Origin of the sequence: Dyadobacter jiangsuensis (genome assembly GCF_003014695.1) — a bacterium.
GTDB classification, from domain to species: Bacteria; Bacteroidota; Bacteroidia; order Cytophagales; family Spirosomataceae; genus Dyadobacter; species Dyadobacter jiangsuensis.
Genome location: NZ_PYAS01000001.1, coordinates 823,900 through 842,422 on the forward strand (window position 1 = coordinate 823,900; position 18,523 = coordinate 842,422).

The 18,523-nt window shown below is 52.9% G+C and carries 9 protein-coding genes; 6 read left to right on the plus strand and 3 right to left on the minus strand.

Annotation, left to right across the window (positions count from 1 at the left end; translation table 11 throughout):
* Window positions 1-20 precede the first annotated feature (20 nt).
* Window positions 21-3,548, minus strand: coding sequence for a PVC-type heme-binding CxxCH protein (locus CLV60_RS03055; protein WP_106593880.1), 3,528 nt, complete (start codon window positions 3,546-3,548; stop codon window positions 21-23).
* Window positions 3,549-3,712: 164 nt separating this feature from the next.
* Window positions 3,713-6,142 (minus strand): S9 family peptidase, encoded by a 2,430-nt coding sequence (locus tag CLV60_RS03060; RefSeq protein ID WP_229210790.1) that lies wholly within the window; start codon window positions 6,140-6,142, stop codon window positions 3,713-3,715.
* Between the two features lie 259 nt (window positions 6,143-6,401).
* Between CLV60_RS03060 and CLV60_RS03065 the strand changes: the two genes are divergently transcribed.
* The gene (locus CLV60_RS03065) at window positions 6,402-6,665 is read left to right on the plus strand and encodes a CBU_0592 family membrane protein (protein ID WP_106593881.1); all 264 of its coding nucleotides are present in this window, start codon (window positions 6,402-6,404) and stop codon (window positions 6,663-6,665) included.
* Here the strand turns inward: CLV60_RS03065 and CLV60_RS03070 are convergent.
* Entirely contained in the window at window positions 6,648-7,265 is a 618-nt protein-coding gene (locus CLV60_RS03070) for a TetR family transcriptional regulator C-terminal domain-containing protein (RefSeq protein WP_106593882.1), read from the minus strand. The two genes, CLV60_RS03065 and CLV60_RS03070, sit on opposite strands and share 18 nt — an antisense overlap.
* Window positions 7,266-7,468: 203 nt before the next feature.
* Between CLV60_RS03070 and CLV60_RS03075 the strand changes: the two genes are divergently transcribed.
* The 5 genes from CLV60_RS03075 (at window position 7,469) to CLV60_RS03095 (ending at window position 18,266) form a co-directional block, all read left to right on the plus strand.
* Window positions 7,469-10,744 (plus strand): SusC/RagA family TonB-linked outer membrane protein, encoded by a 3,276-nt coding sequence (locus CLV60_RS03075; RefSeq protein ID WP_106593883.1) that lies wholly within the window; start codon window positions 7,469-7,471, stop codon window positions 10,742-10,744.
* Between the two features lie 20 nt (window positions 10,745-10,764).
* The gene (locus CLV60_RS03080; RefSeq protein WP_106593884.1) at window positions 10,765-12,558 is read left to right on the plus strand and encodes a RagB/SusD family nutrient uptake outer membrane protein; all 1,794 of its coding nucleotides are present in this window, start codon (window positions 10,765-10,767) and stop codon (window positions 12,556-12,558) included.
* A 15-nt stretch (window positions 12,559-12,573) separates the two neighbouring features.
* A complete protein-coding gene (locus tag CLV60_RS03085) occupies window positions 12,574-13,467 on the plus strand; it encodes a metallophosphoesterase family protein (protein ID WP_106593885.1) in 894 nt (297 codons plus the stop codon).
* A gap of 528 nt (window positions 13,468-13,995) precedes the next feature.
* Window positions 13,996-15,819 (plus strand): right-handed parallel beta-helix repeat-containing protein, encoded by a 1,824-nt coding sequence (locus CLV60_RS03090; RefSeq protein WP_106593886.1) that lies wholly within the window; start codon window positions 13,996-13,998, stop codon window positions 15,817-15,819.
* Window positions 15,820-15,899: 80 nt separating this feature from the next.
* Window positions 15,900-18,266 (plus strand): glycoside hydrolase family 95 protein, encoded by a 2,367-nt coding sequence (locus tag CLV60_RS03095; RefSeq protein WP_106593887.1) that lies wholly within the window; start codon window positions 15,900-15,902, stop codon window positions 18,264-18,266.
* Window positions 18,267-18,523 lie beyond the last annotated feature (257 nt).

Sequence of the window (18,523 nt, forward strand, 5' to 3'; positions counted from 1 at the left end):
TTAAACTTATTTGAGGGTACTCATTGCACTTTCATAATGCCGTTCATGATCCGCCAATGGCCGGGTACTGTGCATAGGAACGGATAGTCGCCGGGCTTGTCGGGCGCGATGAATACCAGTGTCGCATTGCCTTCCGGGCTTACGAGTTCCGTTGCGTGCAGTACTTCGGGTATTTTGGGTACATAGTTGAGCGCGATGGCATTCGCTTCCCGCGCCAGCAAATCGGCTGCATTGCCTACTTTTTCCAATGTTCCGGGTTTGATAATGAGCAGATTGTGCTGCATGAAATCCGGGTTCGTAAACTGTATCGTCACCTTTTGGCCGGGTTTTACGGTGAATGTCTTCTGGTCGAACTTCATTTCGTGTTCGATCACTTTCAGTTTCACGGTTACCGGTGTGCCTTTTCCTTTCAGTACTTCAACCGGTGCTTCGGTATGGGTGTGCGATACTTTTTTATCATCCTTATTATGAACGACTTGGTTTAGCCGTAAGGTGCTCTTGATGTCGAGCCAGCCGCGTAGGCGCGCATTGTCGCCATATTCGCCTACCTGATTGCCATCGCGTAAATCGCGGCCCAGACGAATGTCGTCAGGGGTAAATGGCTGGTGGAAAAGGCCTGCCGCTTTACCGGTTACCGGTGTTTCGTCCTCGATGGCCAGCGTCATGGTGCCGCCTTCCGAGAGCGTGGCGTAGGCATTGAAACGTTCATCGGGCAATTTTCGGGTGGAGGTAACCTGGTACGATTTGCCATCCTGCCGCACCAGCCAGTGCAATTGGCCGTCCTGCATGTACAGGCTGTATCCATTCTGCCGGTTTCCTTGCGACGCTACCACACCCGACAGATCCTCCTGTGCTTTGGTGATAATGGCTTTGATCCTGAGTTCTTTATGTGCTACATCAGGCGGGTATATCGGAGGCGACCAAAGGTTAAGCATATAGGTTTCCTCGATCAATCCACGCTCGATACGGGCCGTTAAGGTAGAGTCTTTAAGCTTCGCCGCCGCCGCTTTGAAACCGCTTTCATGCTTGATAACCCCTGAAAAAATCGCCTGCGCCAGGTATTCGTCGGCCGCGTTTTGTGAATCCTGGCCTGCGAGGTAAAGCATTCTGCCAATTTCCTCCGAAGCGGGCAGGTCGGTCAATGCGTTGACGGCAGCCAGTCTTACCTTCAAATCGGGGTCGTTCAATGAGTTAGTCCATTTCAATGCGGAAAGGGTCTTGTCATTGCGGGGGAGGAGTTTCACGGCTGTCTTGCGCACGCCCGCGGCCGCGTGGCGCATGGCGCGCACGAGTGTGTGATAAGCCTCTTCGTTCGGGCCGGTGAATGCATCCAGGCCATCCAGCGTCCACAATGCGTGCACGGCCGGGCTGTTCAAGCCGATTTCATCCACCGACTGGTCATTTACCATTTTAATCAGCTCCGGGATTACCACAGTATTTTTCGATTCCACGATCAGCCGCTGCGCCGTGGTGCGCCAGAACATATTGTCGTTTTTCAAACCGGCTACCAGGCTCGCTGCATCGTTTTTATCGAGTTTTGGATACGGAGAATGCTTCACATTTTTCCAAACGACCCTGTATATACGTCCATGCTGATTGTCGCGCAGCGGGTTGATGTACGCATTACCTTTTCCATTCTCGAAACCGCGCGGGGTAGGGTTGTGCTGGATGATGAAGCTGTACCAATCGGCCACCCAAACGGCCCCGTCCGGGCCCACCTCCGCGTGCACGGGCGAGAACCATTCGTCGGCGCTGGCCAGGAGGTTAAAGCCATTTTTCTCTTTGTAACCCGCACCTTTGGGTTTCAGCAGTGCCTGGTAGAGCAGCCGGCCGGTTGGTTCGCAGACGAAGGCGGTCGCGTTCCAGTACGATTTCGGGAAATTACGGGCCGTGTAAAGGTTATGGCCTGCGGCCGCTGTAAACCCGCCGTGAAAATCCACCTGACGTAATGCGGGTGTGAGGTAATTCATTTCATAATGCGAATCCAGCTTGTAAACCGTATTGCCGGAACCGTCAGCCACGGAACGCTTCACGTATTCAAGCGGCATGGCAAAATGCCCGCTATAATTCCCGTTCGCTGTTGAAATAAACACTTCAAATTCTTCCGAAAAACCTAAACCCCAGGTGTTGTTGGAAGTACGGCCGATGTATTCCAGGTTTTTGCCGTCGTTATCAAAGCGGTAAATACCCTGACTGAAATTCAACTGCTTACCCGAATTCGTGCCGCGGAAGCCTGGGTAGCCGAGTACACCCCAGATCTTGTTATCCAGGCCATATTTGAGGTTAGAAGGCCCTGCGTGGGTATCGCTTTTGCCCCAGCCGGAAATGATGTTTTCGCGGATATCGGCCTTGTCGTCGCCGTTGGTGTCTTTCAGGAAAATGAAATGAGGTGCCTGCGCTACGATAATGCCGCCGTTGGCAAATACCAGACTGGTCGGGATGTTCAGGTTATCAGCAAAAATGGTGAATTTATCAGCCTTGCCGTCGCCGTCGGTGTCTTCGCAGATCTTGATCCGGTCCTTGCCTACGCCGTCCTGGTCGCGTACTTCGTTGGGGTAATCCTGTGTTTCAGCGACAAACAAGCGCCCGCGCTCGTCCCAGGCCATGGCAATAGGCTTCACAATATCCGGTTCGGAGGCGAAGAGTTTCAGCTCGAAATCCACCGGCACCTGCGTCAGTTTCTGTGATTCGGCGGGGGAAAGAGGCTGTTGAAACTTCGGTGCCGGGTCGCGCTTTTCATAGTTGGGTACGTTGGCGTCGGTGTAGGTCGGTTTGGTGAGGTTGAATTTCGCCAAACGTGCCTTAGCGTCGTCGCTCACGGCCCACATAATGCCATTGGCTACCAGTTCGTGAAATGCAGGTTGTTTCCAGGTGCGCTCGTCGTGGCCGTAGGCAGTGTAAAACACGCGGCCCTTGCCTTGCGTGCGTACCCATGTCCAGGGCTCGTGGTGATCGCCCTCGACACGCTCTTGCAGTACGATAATGTCCGGGTTCAGCTTAGCGTGCACATAAGTCTCGTCCCAGGTTTCAAACGTCTTCCAGCCCTGCATCACCGGGTGATCTGCTTTCACCACCGGCGCGGTAAATGTGCCATACTTGTGCGAGCTGAACTGCCCGCCGACGGCTTTGATATACCAATCCGAATTCTGGAAGCAAAAAGAGGCTGCATGCAACGGAATAAGTGCTTTGCCACCCTCTACAAAGGTTTTCAATGCGGCCTCCTGCGCGGGGGTAATGGTGTTGTGGTTAGCGTAAATCACCACCCCGTCGTAATTGGCGAGGTTTTCGGTGTTCAATGCATTCGGGTCGGAAGTGTAGGTGAGGTTAATGCCCTTCTGGAACAACGGCAGCGAGAGCATCGGGAAGTACTTTTCCGAGAAATGGTGCCGGCTGTCATGGCCGAGGAATAGCAGCTCGATGCGGCGGCCGTCGCATCGGCGGCCGTCCTTACTTTCGGTCGATGTAGCGGGCAATTGTGCCGGGCGCTGCTTCTGCGCGCAGCTGTACATCATGATGACCGAGCAAATCAGTAGTAATGCTTTTTTCATTGGATTCGGGTTAGAGTAGCATTAAGCGCTTTATTGAGCTGCATTTTCGGTTTTTATTAAAATCAATGGCATAGCAATCCCTGTCAAGCAAAAATCTGCTCAATGCATAATTCTCAATCTTTCATTCTAGTCCCCCGGACTTAAGTCCGGGGCAAGGGATCTTGCTATTTTCCTAGTGCCTGCGGCACGGGAGTCGATACCTTGTTTCTGTTTGGAGGATTTACACCTAAAAGTTTTTGTACAAAAAAGTCTCTTTTTTTGCGGCGTCCGTAAATGCCGCCATCGCTGTGGCCCATGCCGGGTACAACCAGCAGGTCGAACTCCTTGTTGGCCTTGATCAAGGCGTCGGCTACGCGATAGGTGCTTTCGGGTGGCACGTTGGTATCCACTTCGCCGACGATCAGGAGCAGGTCGCCCTGCAATTTGGCTGCATTGGTCACATTCGACTGTTCGTCGTAATGCTTGCCTACCGGGTAACCCATCCATTGCTCATTCCACCATTGCTTATCGACACGGTTGTCGTGGCAGCCGCATGCCGAAACCGCCGCGTCGTAAAAGCCCGGGTGGAAGAGCAATGCACCCAGCGAGTTTTGCCCGCCAGCGGAGGTCCCGTACACGCCTACGCGGGTCGAGTCCACCTGGGGATATTTTTCGGCCAATGCCTTCATCCACGCAATGCGGTCGGGGAAGCCGGCATCGGCCAGGTTCTTCCAGCATACGTCGTGGAATGCCTTGGAGCGGTTGTAAGTGCCCATTCCGTCCATTTGCACGACAACGAAACCCAATTCGGCCATGCTCTGCATTTCGCCGTAGTGGCGGAATGCCTTGGGAACAAACGAGTCCTGGGGGCCTGCGTAAATGTTTTCGATAATCGGATATTTCTTCTTCGGGTCAAAGTTACTCGGGCGGTACACGATGCCCCAGATGTCGGTTTTGCCGTCGCGGCCTTTCGCTTTGAAAATTTCGGGGAGTTTGAATCCTAATGTGAGGTATTGAGAAATATCCGCTGTTTCGAGCTTCATCACAAGCGAAGCGTCGGCGGTTTTTCGTAACTCCGAAACGGGCGCGGTCGTCATGGTCGAATAGGTATCGACGTAGTAAGTACGATCGGGCGAGAAGGTGAGCTGGTGCGTCGCTTTTGCGTGGTTGGTCAGCTTCACAAGACCGGTTCCGTCGAATTTAATGCGGTAGTAATGAATATGGTAAGGGTCTTCGTTCGCATTCATGCCGCTCGCTTTGAACCACACTTCGCGCTTCTGCGTGTCGACGCTGTCGATCTCGCGTACGACCCATTCGCCTTTGGTAACCTGGTTTTTGATTTGGCCGGTTTGCTCGTCGACGAGGTAAATATGCCGCCAGCCATCTTTTTCCGAAACCCAGACAATTTCATGATTTTCAGGCTGGTAATGCGTGTAAATCATGTTCTGGTAAATGAACGTATCGGTCTTTTCATCGATAATGTTCTTGGTGGCGCCGCTGCTGGCGTCCACTTCAATTACCCGGAAACGCTGATGGCCTCGGTCTACCTTTTCATAGGTAAAATGCGTCGCCTCGCCCTTGCGCCAGCGGATCACGGGCGCATTGGAAAAGTCGATTACTTCCGACTGTACCTGCACTGATTTGCCGCTTTGCACATCGATCACGTGCATTTCGTAGCTTGTAAACTCGTCGCCGGGCTGTGCATAACCGCGTGTTTTGACCTCGCCGCGGGTCGTATTGGGTAGTGAGGAAAAGATAATGCTCACCTGCCGCTCGTCGCGGTGATCGATGCGGTAGCAAACCAGATACCGGCCGTCGGGCGACCAGCTGAGCTCACCGTAGGGTTTCAGCGGGTTGCCGTCGTAAGTAAGTTGTTGACCGTTTTTGTCTTCTTTTTTGCTCAAATAAATATTGCCGTTGCGGACAAATGCCTTCGTCTGCCGATCGGGCGAGACGCTGTCGGCCCGGAAACGGCCCCAACGGCTGAGCTGCCTCGTCCAGCCGATGTCTTTCGGTTTGGGGAGCTCCGGTTTGGCGATTTTCTGCGCCTTGCCGGTTTCGGTATCGTAGGCAAACCATTTTCCTTTGGTTTGCAGGACAATGCTGTGTTTTTCAGGCTCGAAATGAATATCGCTGATCCATAGCTTAGTAGCCGAGAACGTAGAGTCGGAGGCTTTGGAAAGCGCGGCGGCTATTTTGGCATTGTCGAAGGCGGGTGTTCGCTTGTTTTCTCCCGGTTTTACGACCAGATATTCAGTCAGACTATCCTTTAATACATTCCTGTACCAGAATGATTGCCCGTCGGCCAGCCAGTTGGGTTGCACCTGCGCTTTCAGCACGCTGCCTTTCGTGAGCGAATCCATCAATGCCATCCTTTTATACGACGCCGAAAGTTCGGCCGGATTGGGCTGATAGGCCGGGAGTGATTTTTGCGCCATAAGCGGTGCGGACAGGCATAACGCGCCTATCGTATGCAGGTAAAGTCTTTTGCGAATGCCTGGGTTAGGGATTTTCATAGCTGCTAAAACGAAAGTAAGGGCAATAGTTATCTGCTTCCTGATAATCAGGTAGTTGTCGTATGTTGCCTTTCGGCGGCCGAGGCTCCGGTACTTCATGACCGGGCTCCGGAGGGTGCTTTTTGAAAATTATCTATTTGTAAAATTAGCAGGTCGGAAAACCAAAAACTTGATGTGAATTAGCGGCTTTTTTACCGATATTAACTTATTTGCTCCCGAAATTCCGCAAATCTGTGAATTTGGGTGATTTTATTTGGCTAATCCTTCAAAATGACGAATAATGGCTTGTTTGGTGCAAGTCAGGGTGATTTGGCTGTGAAGGCACACGCACTTAATATTGTGAAGTAAAAAAATAGCTATGAATACCGCATTGATATTGGAAACTTTGGGCTGGCTGGGCGTGGTTGCATATGTACTGGCTTACCTGCTGCTCACGGTCGGCGTACTGAAACCGAACGGCTACCCGTTTCACATCCTGAATATGACCGGTGCGGCAACTCTCATTGTGTACTCCCTTGAATACGGCGATAAACCGAACGTCGCCGTCAACGTGATCTGGCTGATGATCGGGATCGGGGCCGTAGCCCGCAGGCTTGCGAGACGGTCATCCCGCAACGTCTGACAGCTCCTTCAAATGCAGGATGGATAATGCCTGCTGGCGGTATTTGCTCAGCCGCTGCTCGTATTCTTCCTTATCCGACACCAGGCTGAGGTAAAAATAGGCGCCGTCGATGAGCACGAAGATATTATCCGCCACAGTTTCCACGTCCTCCACATCCAGTACACCATCCTGGCGGCATTGCTCGATATGCCCGATGAGCATCGCCCGGAGCGAATCCAGCAGTTTCTTGTAAAGGTCGCGCACTTTGGCGTCGTGGAATGCCATCGCGTAGCAGCCGTAGAACAGGCCGTCGTCGAAGAGCGCATTCCATTTTTTGGAGAAAATATTACCGATGATTTCCAGCAGGGCTTTCCGCGAATCCTTCGAATGGGCGGCGCTTACCTTATATATGAGTTTGTATTTATCAAGAATGTAATCCACGAGCCCGTACACCAAATCCTCGCGCGTCTGGAAGTAGTGAATGATGAGGCTGGGGTTGATTTCCATCTTCGCCGCGATTTTGGCGATGGATGTATTTTCAAGGCCGTTCTTCTTGGCCAGGCCATAAAATACTTTAATGATTTCCTTTTTACGGGCTTCTTTGAGGCTTTTTCTTCCCATTGGCGGTTCGGGGTGTAACGTATCGGCAATATACGGCTTTTTACGGAAACCGGAAGTCTGTTATTTCTTTAAAAATTAATTGAACATTCATTCAATTTATAATCACAATCAGGTAACTATTTTTTAATATTGGCGTAACTTTTGGTTAGGACATTTGCATTCCGAAAATGCCCCAAAAGCCGCTAAACTTAAAACTTTTACTTATGATGAAAAGTGTACCCAGACCTTATTATGTAAGGCTGCTGCGACGCCTGCAACTGGTTGTGATTTTTGCGCTCGGCGCCATCGCACCTGCGTTCGCACAAACGACCCTCAAAGCCGGAAACGGCAAAGTCACCGGAAGCGTCACCGACGGCAAGGATCTCCTGCCGGGCGTGAATGTGGTGATCAAAGGCTCCCAGAGAGGAACCATCACCGACCAGAACGGCCAGTATTACCTCGATGGTGTTTCGGGGAGCGACATCCTGGTGTTCTCTTACATTGGTTATAAAACACAGGAAGAGCTGGTCAAAGGCCGGAGCGAGATTTTTGTGACGATGCAGGCCGACCTCGGTAACCTCGAAGAAGTGGTGGTGATCGGCTACGGTGTCGAGAAAAAGGTGAATATCACCGGCGCTGTTGATCAGATTTCCGGTAAGCAGTTCGAAGCCAGGCCGGTAGCCAACGTCATGCAGGGTTTGCAAGGTGTAAGTCCGGGGTTGAACATCACTTATCAGAGCGGTACGCCCGGAACAGTGCCGAACTTCAACATCCGTGGTTTTACATCCATCAATGGCGGTGAGCCTCTGTTTGTTATCGACGGTATCGCCGCTGCGAACAGCACCGATCTCCTCCGTCTTAACCCTTCCGATATTGCAAGCTTTTCGGTACTGCGCGATGCGGCTTCCGCAGCGATTTACGGCGCGCGGGCGGCATTCGGTGTTGTGCTGATAACGACCAAGCAGGGTGGGAGAGGCAAGCAATCCATTACTTATAACAACTTCTTTTCCTGGGGACAGCCGACGGTACTTCCCAAGCCGATCACCGACCCGTATATTTTTTCGCGGGTGCTGGAAACATCTACCGACAACACGCCCTGGGACTATGTCAACTATTCCGACGAATATTACGCCTGGGCCAAGGAGCGCTCGGATAACCCGTCCACGCCCGACACGCGTATAGACCCATCCGATCCGACTAAATGGGCGTATATGGGCAGCAACAACTGGTACGATTACTTTTTTACCAAAAGGAGCTTTTCCCAGAACCACAGCATCGGGTTTACAGGCAGCGCCAAGACAGCCAGCGAACGCACGGTGGGCTATTATATTTCGGCGGACTACAACCACGAAGGCGGCTTGAACAAACTGACGGACGATTTTTGGAGACGCTACTCTTCCCGCGCCCGCCTGGATTTCACGCCCTTCAAATGGCTGAAACTGGATAATAACCTGTCGGTTTACCGGACGGAACGTGCGGTGCCGACGGCCAACATCAATGACATTTACACGCTGCAACCTACGCAGGTGGCCGTGAACCCCGACGGTACCTGGGCGAACTCCGGCGCAGGCCGCCTGGCTGCCAGACTGGTCGATGGAGGTAACAGGAAGCAGGATATGTTCGGTTTCCAGAATATCTTCCGCGGTATCGCCACCACGCTGAACGGCGACCTGGTGATAACCGGCTCGGCGAGTTTCAAGCGTGAGCAATGGAATACGAAGCAGGATCAGCGTAACTACCGCATTGGTTTTGGTCCGAATGATATCCGCACCGAAGGCGGAACGGGTGGGGTGTATGAGACGAATGCCACCCTGGCCAACAATGTGATGGATTTGTTTGCCAATTATACCAAAACGCTGGGCGTTCACCGTATTAACCTGCTCGCGGGCTATAACCAGGAGAGTTACAGCTACACGACGACCAAGGCTCAGAAAGTCGGCCTGATTTCCCCATCACTGCCTTATATCAGCCTTACCAGCGGAACTGCCCAGGCATTTGGCGCTGATACGAGCTACGCCACCCGCAGTTTCTTCGGGCGGATCAACTACACGCTGCGCGATCGCTACATTATTGAGGCGAACGGGCGTTATGACGGTTCCTCACGCTTCCCGACAAGCAATCGCTGGGGATTCTTTCCATCGGTATCGGCAGCGTGGATCGCCAGCTCCGAATCGTTCGTGAAGGATGCGCTGCCGCTTTTTCCTACACTTAAATTCCGCGCATCTTACGGTGACCTGGGTAACCAGAACGTGGGTTATTACAGCTTCCGCCAGGCATTGCCGGCCGGGCTATCGAACTACCTGATCGGCGGTAACAAGCAAACGGTGATTACCAATTCGCCGATCCTGCGCGTGGACCCGTCCAACTACACCTGGGAGCGCGTATCGACGCTGAACTTCGGGGCTGATCTCGGCGTATTGAAGGACCGTTTGACATTCGGCATCGACTACTACATTCGCGACACCAAAGGAATGCTTACCGATGGAGAAGAGCTTCCGGGCGTACTCGGTACCAAGGTGCCGGCTCAGAACGTAGCCGATTTGCGTACCAAAGGCCTCGAACTGACCCTGAACTACAACGATACCTACCAGGTAGGCGGCAAAGCGCTTTCTCTCAGCGCCAAATTGATCGTGTCTGACTCGCGTTCGCAGATTACCCGCTTCAAAAACGATCAGGAGTTGTTCTCGAAGTTCCGCAAAGGGCAGAACCTGGGCGAAATATGGGGGCTTACCAATGATGGCCTTTTCCAGAATACCGACGAAATCGCTAAGCTCGACGAAAGCGATATCGTTCCCTGGGGCGCACTATCCGTTGTGCCGGGCTGGCCTAAATACAAGGACCTCGACGGTGACGGCCGCATTACGCAGGGGCTGACCAGAAAGGATCCGAAAGACCTTTCCGTGATCGGAAATACGACCCCGCGTTACCGGATCGGTTTCAACCTGAATGCCGACTGGAATGGCTTCGATTTCTCGGCTGTGCTGCAAGGCGTGCTGAAAGGCGACTATTATCCGCGGCATTACCTCTATTGGGGTCCTTACCAGCAGCCTTATGCCAACGTTTACCCCTGGAACCTCGATTACTACCGCGGTCAGGCCGACTCGGACCAGCAGCGTGCGAAGCATTCGAAATCTTACATTGCGGCGGGCCTTGCCGATGCGAATACCAATGCCAATTTCCCGGTGCTGCAATCGTGGCTCGCGGATAACAACTATGGCTCGGGCCTGGACATCGCCCAGACGAAATACCTGTTGAGCGCGGCTTACCTGCGCATCAAAAACATCACGATCGGCTATTCGCTGCCTACTTCGTTGCTGCAAAAGCGCAATATCAGCCGGGTGCGCATCTTCGCGAGCGGGGAAAACCTTTTTGAATTCTCACAACTCAAAAAGTACTTCGATCCGGAGGTAATCAGCAACAGCAACACTTTCAATACGTCGAACGGCTTTTCATATCCGTTCCAGCGGAAGTTTGCATTCGGTGTCAATGTCGAGTTTTGATTTTAATCCATCAGCCTGAAATGAAAAAGCATATATTATTACTGGCGTTGTTGACCGGGGCGAGCGCCTGCAACGACGACTTCCTCGAAAAACTGCCGCAGACCTCCATTTCCCCGGAGGTGTTCTTTGCCAACGAGGGCGACCTCGCATTGTACGTCAACGGGCTGCTGAGCATGCCCGATATGTACGGCACTTACCTCAACGACCAGAGCACCGACAATGCCGCCACGACGGGCGCAGTGGAGATGAAAGTGGTGATGACGGGCTCGCCCAGCTCACAGACCATCACCGGTGGCTGGGACTGGGGCCGTTTGCGGAATATCAACTATTTCCTGGATAACTATAACAAGGCTACTGCCACCTCCGACGTGAAAGCGCATTATGCCGGTATTGCCCGCTACTATCGCGCGCAGTTCTATCTGGAAAAAGTGGGCCGGTTTTCGGATGTTCCGTGGTTTTCTAAAACCGTAAATCCCGGTGACGAGGAGCTGTACAAAACGCAGGACCCGCGTGCGGTTGTGATGGATAGCGTAATGGCCGACCTCGCTTTTGCGGCGGCCAATGTACGGGAGTCGGTGACTGCCGGCACCCCGGGCAAATGGGCGGTGATGGCGCAGTATGCCCGCACAGCATTGTACGAAGGTACCTACCGGAAATACCACTCCGAGCTGAACCTCCAGGCCACTGCCAACAAATTCCTGGAAACGGCGGCGACGGTTTCGGCGGAAATCATGGCATCGAACAAATTTGCCATTTACAACACAGGCAAACCGAATGCGGATTATGCGACGCTGTTCAATAGCCAGGATTTGAGCTCGAACAAGGAAGTGATCTTGTCGAATGCGTTCGATCAAACGAAGGACCGCAGCCAGAATATCAACAGCACCGTATTCGGCGATTACGAGCAGGCGCCGTCGCGCGACCTCGTACAGACTTACCTGATGAAGGACGGTACCCGCTTTACCGATGTACAAGGTTACCAGCAGCTTGGTTTTGTGAAGGAATTTCAGAACCGCGATCCCCGCCTCGCACAGACGCTCGTGTATCCGGGTTGGGTGCGCGCCGCGGAAACTGCACCCTATATTTTGCGCTTGAACAAAAACTTTACCGGCTACCACCAGTTGAAAGGGTATGTCAATTCGACCGACAATGTGATTTTGAATAGCGTGGATGTGCCCGTGTACCGCTATGCCGAGGTGCTATTGACCTACGCTGAAGCGAAAGCGGAACTGGGCACACTTACCCAGGATGATCTCGATAAATCGGTGAACCTGATCCGTGCGCGCGTGGCGATGCCTGATTTGAAACTGGCGGCGGCCAATGGCAGCCCCGACCCGGTGATGGTGCAGAAATACCCGAACGTAACCGGTGCTAACCGCGGCGTGATTTTCGAGATCCGCCGTGAAAGAAGGGTGGAGTTCGCCTTCGAAAGCCAGCGGTTCAACGACGTGATGCGCTGGCAGGCGGGCAAGCTGCTGACGGCGATCCCGGAAGGTATGTATTTCCCGGGTTTGGGTAAATACGACCTGACAGGCGACGGCGTGGAGGATATTATCCTGATCGACAAGTCGAAGACGATCCCCGACGAAAAGGAAAAAGAAAAGAACAGCCTCGGTGTGGTGCTGATCTACTACCGTGCGGGGGCGATAGGCGAGGACGTGACCGTGTACCTCAAAAACGGCAATGCCGGCGGTACGATGGTAACTGAAACGGCTGTTCGTAAATTTGAAGACCCTAAATACTATTACCGGCCTGTTCCTCAGAAGGAGATGTTACTCAATCCCAAGTTGAAGCAGGTTTTTGGATGGAATTAATTTAAAATCAATACAATGAACAGACGTTCCTGGATCCGTAACACCGGATTACTCACGGCTGCTTCGATAACAAGCCCGGCGACCAATGCCGGGCTTGTTGCCGATAAGCCGGTACTGAAAATCGCCCACATTACCGACGTGCATATCCGCGGGGGCGACGATGCGCCCAACCGCTTTAAAAAGTGCCTCGCCGACGTTTTGAAGCACAAGCCCGATTTCTTCCTCAATGGGGGTGACTCCATCCATGCCGCAGATTACAAGGATGTGACCCGCGAAACCATGCTGGGTTACTGGAAGCTCTGGGACGAATGCATGCGCACCCTGAAAGGCTATGAAGTCCACAGCTGCATCGGTAACCATGACCCCTGGTGGGCGGCGCCGTCCAAAGAGGATGAAATGTATGGCAAAAACTACGTGGTGAAGCGGCTCAAAACGCCGGGCCGCTATTACAGTTTTACCCAAAAGAACTGGCATTTCGTGATCCTCGACGGCAACAACGAGCATGTTTCGCTGGACGACGAGCAATACCAATGGCTGGAAGCCGACCTCGCCAAACTGGCGCCGGGTACTTTTGTGCTGCTGATGTCGCATTACCCGATCCTGGGCGCTACGCCTATGCTTGCGGGCGGGGGAGGGCATTCGGATTACAAGAAGCTGAAAAACCTGTTTTACAAACACCGCGATAAGGTGCGCATTTGCCTCAGCGGGCACCAGCATTTGCAGGATCATACCGAGTACAACGGCATTCAGTATTGCTGCAACGGCGCCATGAGCGGTTTCTGGTGGGAAAAGGGCGACGCGGAATCGGCCGGGCCTAACTATTACCAGGAAACGCCGCCGGGATATGCAATGCTTGAATTGTATGCCGATGGGAGGGTGACGAATGTCTATTATCCGCACCTTTATTAGGTGTAGTCAGGAGTAGCCAAGTGTTGTCAGGTGTGGTCAGGAGTAGTCAGGTGTGGTCAGGTGTGGTCAGGTGTTGTTTTGACTGGGAGGTTAATGCCGTTAGGCATATAACATTGGTAGAGAAAACGATGGATCCGGCTGCGCCCAAAATGCCGTCAGGCATGTAACAACAATGCGCTGTTGTTACATGCCTGACGGCATTTTGGGAATGGCGTTGATCGATTTGATTGCTACCTATGTTACATCGCTACGCGATTTGAATGCTTCTTTTTTGCATAATTTATCTCGATTTTGACCTAATTTGCGGCCTGGTTTACAAATCCTGACCATTCTTGGCTATACCTAACCACAACTGACCATTCTTGACTACCCCTGACAATTCTTGACCACAACTGACCATTCTTGACCACCCTGACAATTCCTGACCACAACTGACCATTCTTGACCACCCTGACCATTCTTGACAACACCTGACAATTCCTGACCACAACTGACAATTCCTGACCACCCTTGACAATCCCTAACCCAATGCCCTTGCTTTACCGTTTCTATGCCGCGCTACTCTGCGCATTATTGCTGCAATACCGTTCCCATGCTCAAACGGTTTCCGTGACCGAAGCTGGTATTCGCCCCGACACTTACGAGAACGTCACTCCCAGCATTCAGAAAGTGATCGACGAGGCGATCCGCACCGGGAAGACGACCCTCACTTTCCCGAAAGGCCGGTACGATTTCTGGCCCGACGGTGCAATCCGTGAAAAGTATTTCATTTCCAATACCGCTACCGAAAAGGAGGATTCACTTAAAATCCGGACGATCGGGATGCTTTTCCGCAATGCCCGGAACCTCACCATCGATGGCAACGGTGCGCTGTTTGTTTTTCATGGGAAAATGACGACGATCGTGCTCGAACATTGCGAGAACGTGAAGCTGCAAAACATCCATGTCGACTTCGAGCGGCCTACCATGTCGGAAATGCGGTATACGCAAGTTTCCGGCGGCGAAGTGGAGCTGGCCATTCACCGCGATGCCCGCTACGCCATCCGCGACGGTAAGCTGGAATGGTTTGGGGAAGGCTGGAAAACGACGCATTTCCATGCCGTCGAGTTTGACACCACCCTCAAAACCATGCGTTACAGCGACTGGAAACCTTATGTCCATGCGCAGGCGACGGAAATCGCTGCGGGCCGGGTGCGTTTCAAAACCGATGTTACACCGAAGCCGGGCAACATTCTTACCGTCCGCGATATTATCCGCGACCAGGTGGGGATGCACATCCGCGAATGCAAAAACGTGACGCTCGAAGACGTCGGCATGCATTATATGCACGGCCTGGGCATTGTGAGCCAATACACCGAAAACGTGACCATGCGCCGCGTTACCTGTGCGCCACGGCCGGAAACAGGGCGTATTATCGCCTCGTCCGCCGATTTTATGCACTTTTCGGGATGCCGGGGTAAGGTTACTGTCGAAGATTGCCGGTTCTCGGGTGCGCACGACGACCCGATCAATGTGCATGGGACCAACCTCCGCATAGTGGACAGGCCGGATGCGAACTCGCTGAAAGTGCGGTTTATGCATGGCCAGAGCTACGGTTTCAGTGCATTCTTCCCCAAAGACACGGTGGCATTTGTCCACGCGGGTTCCATGGAGCGGTTTGCGAGCGGGGTCGTCAAAACGGTTGAGCGGCTGAGCGACCGCGAAATATTGCTAACCTTCGAAAAACCTGTTCCCACGACGCTGGAAGACCACGATTGTGTCGAAAATATGACCTGGACGCCGGAAGTGCTCATTCGGGGTAACTACTTTACCCGTACCAACACCCGCGGCGTGCTGCTTACGACCCCGCGCAAAGCCGTGATCGAAAACAACACGTTTTTCCGTACAGGCATGAGTGCGGTGCTGATCGAGGCGGACGCGGAGGGCTGGTATGAATCGGGGCCGGTGCGGGATGTTACCATCCGCAACAACGAGTTTATCGACTGCGCCTACCAGGGCGGGCCGGGTAATGCGGTGATCGCCATTAACCCGTCCAACAAAATAGCCGACGTTAAAAAGCCTGTCCATTTCAACATCCGGATAGAGGGTAATACTTTTAATACATTTGATTATCCGGTGCTGTTTGCCAAGAGCACCCGGGGATTGTTTGCAGGCAACAACCGGATCGTTCGCACGAGGGAGCTCAATCCGCAGTCGGGTAACCATAATATGTTCTGGTTCAATGGCTGCTCGGATGTGGAGATTGCCGGATTGAAGTTGGAAGGAGAGGTGCTGGGCAAGAATATCAAGCTGGAAAACATGCCGAAAAACAGTGTGAAAGTTACCGGTTCTCCTAAACTGGCGGTCGAATAGCTACCAATGATTGTCTGGAAGTCCATTTTTTAATTCAAAAACGGCATCTAATTTTACCATTATTTGCCAAAACCCCAGTGATGAAAACATTTCTCGGACTACTCATTTGTTCTGTTACCGCATTCAGCCCGCTGCAAGCGCAGCCTGATCCCAAACCCAAACCCGCACCATTGTCGCTCTGGTACGACCAGCCTGCCAAAGAATGGATGACCCAGGCATTGCCGATCGGTAATGGTCACGTGGGCGCCATGTTTTTTGGCGGCACGGACGAGGAGCGCATTCAGTTTTCGGAGGGCAGCTTGTGGGCAGGAGGTAAGGGGGCCAATGCCGAGTATAATTTTGGTTTAAAAAAAGAGGCCTACAAACATTTGCCGCAGGTACGTGAACTACTCGCTGCCGGAAAAATGAAAGAGGCCCACGCATTGGCGAACAAGGAGCTGACGGGCGTTATCCATGAGAAAAAGGAGAATAGCCCGTCGTCCGATTTCGGTGCGCAGCAGACAGTAGGCGACCTGTTCGTCAAATCGCCTGCCAAAGGCGCCGTGCAGAATTACCGGCGCGAGCTTAATATTTCCGATGCATTAGGAAAAGTGAGCTATGATGCGGGCGGCAGCCACTTTGAAAGAACCTATTTCGGCAACTATCCCTCGAAGGCGATGGTGTACAAGTTTACTTCTTCTACGCCCGAAACCTATTCCATACGTTTCGAAACGCCCCATGCCAAAGATTATGAGCAGTTTGCTAAAAATCAGTACACATTTGGCGGGCATTTGAAAGATAATCGCCAGGAGTTCGAAACCGTTTACCGTATCGATACCGACGGGAAAACCGCTTTCAGCAACGGCGTGCTGACGGTTACCGGCGCCAAGTCCATCGTCCTGATCCACACTGTGGCTACGGATTATGTAATGAAATTCCCTCATTATAAAGGAAATGACTACAAAAAGGCTAACGCTGCCACTATGGCGAAGGTGGCCGGTAAAAATTACGCCGAATTGCTCGCCGAGCAGCAAAGGGATTACCACGGCTTGTTCGACCGCGTCGCGCTGACGTTGGGCAATGCCACGGCGCCTGCACTTCCTACCGACCAGCGCCAGAAAGCCTATTCGGCAGGGCAACCCGACCCCCGTCTGGAAGAACTTTACTTCCAATATGGCCGCTACCTGATGATTTCATCGACCCGGCCGGGTACCATGCCTATGAGCTTGCAGGGCAAATGGAACGATAGCACCAATCCGCCGTGGGCGAACGATTATCACACCAATATCAACGTGCAAATGCTTTACTGGCCAGCCGAGGCTACCAACCTTTCGGAGTGTCATTTGCCGCTGATGGATTTCACGCAGTCGATCGTGGAGCCGGGACGGTTGGCAGCGAAGGAGTTTTTCAACGCCAAGGGGTGGATCGTGAACACAATGCTGAACGCCTACGGTTATACTTCGCCCGGCTGGGATTTCCCGTGGGGCTTCTTCCCGGGCGGTGCGGCATGGCTTTGCCAGCATTTGTGGGAGCATTATGCATTTACGAACGATAAAGTGTTCTTGAAAAACACGGCCTATCCGGTCATGAAAGAGGCTTCGGAGTTCTGGATGGATTACCTGAGCAGCGACGGCAAGGGGCACCTTGTATCCTCGCCGTCGTACTCACCCGAGCACGGCGGGATTTCTACCGGCGCTACCATGGACCACGAAATGGCCTGGGACGTGCTGAATAACACCGCCGAAGCCGCGGCTTTGCTCGGCATCGATGCCGATTTCGCGCAAAAGGCGCGTGCTACCCGCGACAAGATATTGCCTTTGCAGATTGGCCGCTGGAAACAGTTGCAGGAATGGCGCGAGGATGTCGACGACTCCACCAGCCACCACCGCCACGTTTCGCACCTGTATGCATTGCACCCGGGCAAGCAGATTTCGATTGCCCAAACTCCGGCGGAAGCAGAGGCCGCACGCGTAAGCCTCAACGCCCGTGGCGACGACGGTACAGGCTGGTCGCTGGCCTGGAAAGTTAACTTCTGGGCGCGCTTGCAGGATGGCAACCGTGCGCACAAGTTATTCAAAAGTGTACTCCGGCCCGTGGCCGACCAGGGTACGAATATGGCTGACGGCGGCGGCTCTTATGCCAACCTTCTTTGCGCCCACCCGCCATTTCAGCTCGATGGCAACATGGGTTCCACCGCGGGTGTAGCCGAAATGCTCCTCCAATCGCAAACCGGCGTGATCGAGCTCCTTCCTGCATTACCCGACGCCTGGGCCACCGGTTCAGTCAAAGGTTTGAAAGCACGCGGTAATGTAACGGTCGACGAGGTTTGGGAGAATGGCAAATTGAAATCCGTGACGCTAACCTCCCCCAATGCGCAGAAACGCACGTTGAAATACGGGAGCAAGACGATCAATGCAGAGCTGGTGGCCGGGAAAGCAAAAACATGGTACGTTGCAAATTTTCAATAAGCAATGGATGGCTTTGACCAGGCTTACTAATTCATAGAGATACGATTGCCCTTTTTGGCAGGCACCAAAATCGCGTAGCGATGCAATATTGGTAGCAACTGAGCCGTATATAATCTCCGATAAATGCCGTCAGGCATGTAACAACAGAGCATTGTTGTTGCATGCCTGACGGCATTTTTGACAAAATGGGGCTCCCTTTTTTCTACCAATATTATGTGCCTGACGGCATTTTACGATTCCGGCGGCGCACTACTTTG

Excerpts from the sequence above, each read along its gene's own strand:
- CLV60_RS03055 (WP_106593880.1), bottom strand. The coding sequence starts at position 3,548 with ATGAAAAAAGCATTACTACTGATTTGCTCGGTCATCATGATGTACAGC.
- CLV60_RS03060 (WP_229210790.1), bottom strand. The coding sequence starts at position 6,142 with ATGAAGTACCGGAGCCTCGGCCGCCGAAAGGCAACATACGACAACTAC.
- CLV60_RS03065 (WP_106593881.1), top strand. The coding sequence starts at position 6,402 with ATGAATACCGCATTGATATTGGAAACTTTGGGCTGGCTGGGCGTGGTT.
- CLV60_RS03070 (WP_106593882.1), bottom strand. The coding sequence starts at position 7,265 with ATGGGAAGAAAAAGCCTCAAAGAAGCCCGTAAAAAGGAAATCATTAAA.
- CLV60_RS03075 (WP_106593883.1), top strand. The coding sequence starts at position 7,469 with ATGATGAAAAGTGTACCCAGACCTTATTATGTAAGGCTGCTGCGACGC.
- CLV60_RS03080 (WP_106593884.1), top strand. The coding sequence starts at position 10,765 with ATGAAAAAGCATATATTATTACTGGCGTTGTTGACCGGGGCGAGCGCC.
- CLV60_RS03085 (WP_106593885.1), top strand. The coding sequence starts at position 12,574 with ATGAACAGACGTTCCTGGATCCGTAACACCGGATTACTCACGGCTGCT.
- CLV60_RS03090 (WP_106593886.1), top strand. The coding sequence starts at position 13,996 with ATGCCCTTGCTTTACCGTTTCTATGCCGCGCTACTCTGCGCATTATTG.
- CLV60_RS03095 (WP_106593887.1), top strand. The coding sequence starts at position 15,900 with ATGAAAACATTTCTCGGACTACTCATTTGTTCTGTTACCGCATTCAGC.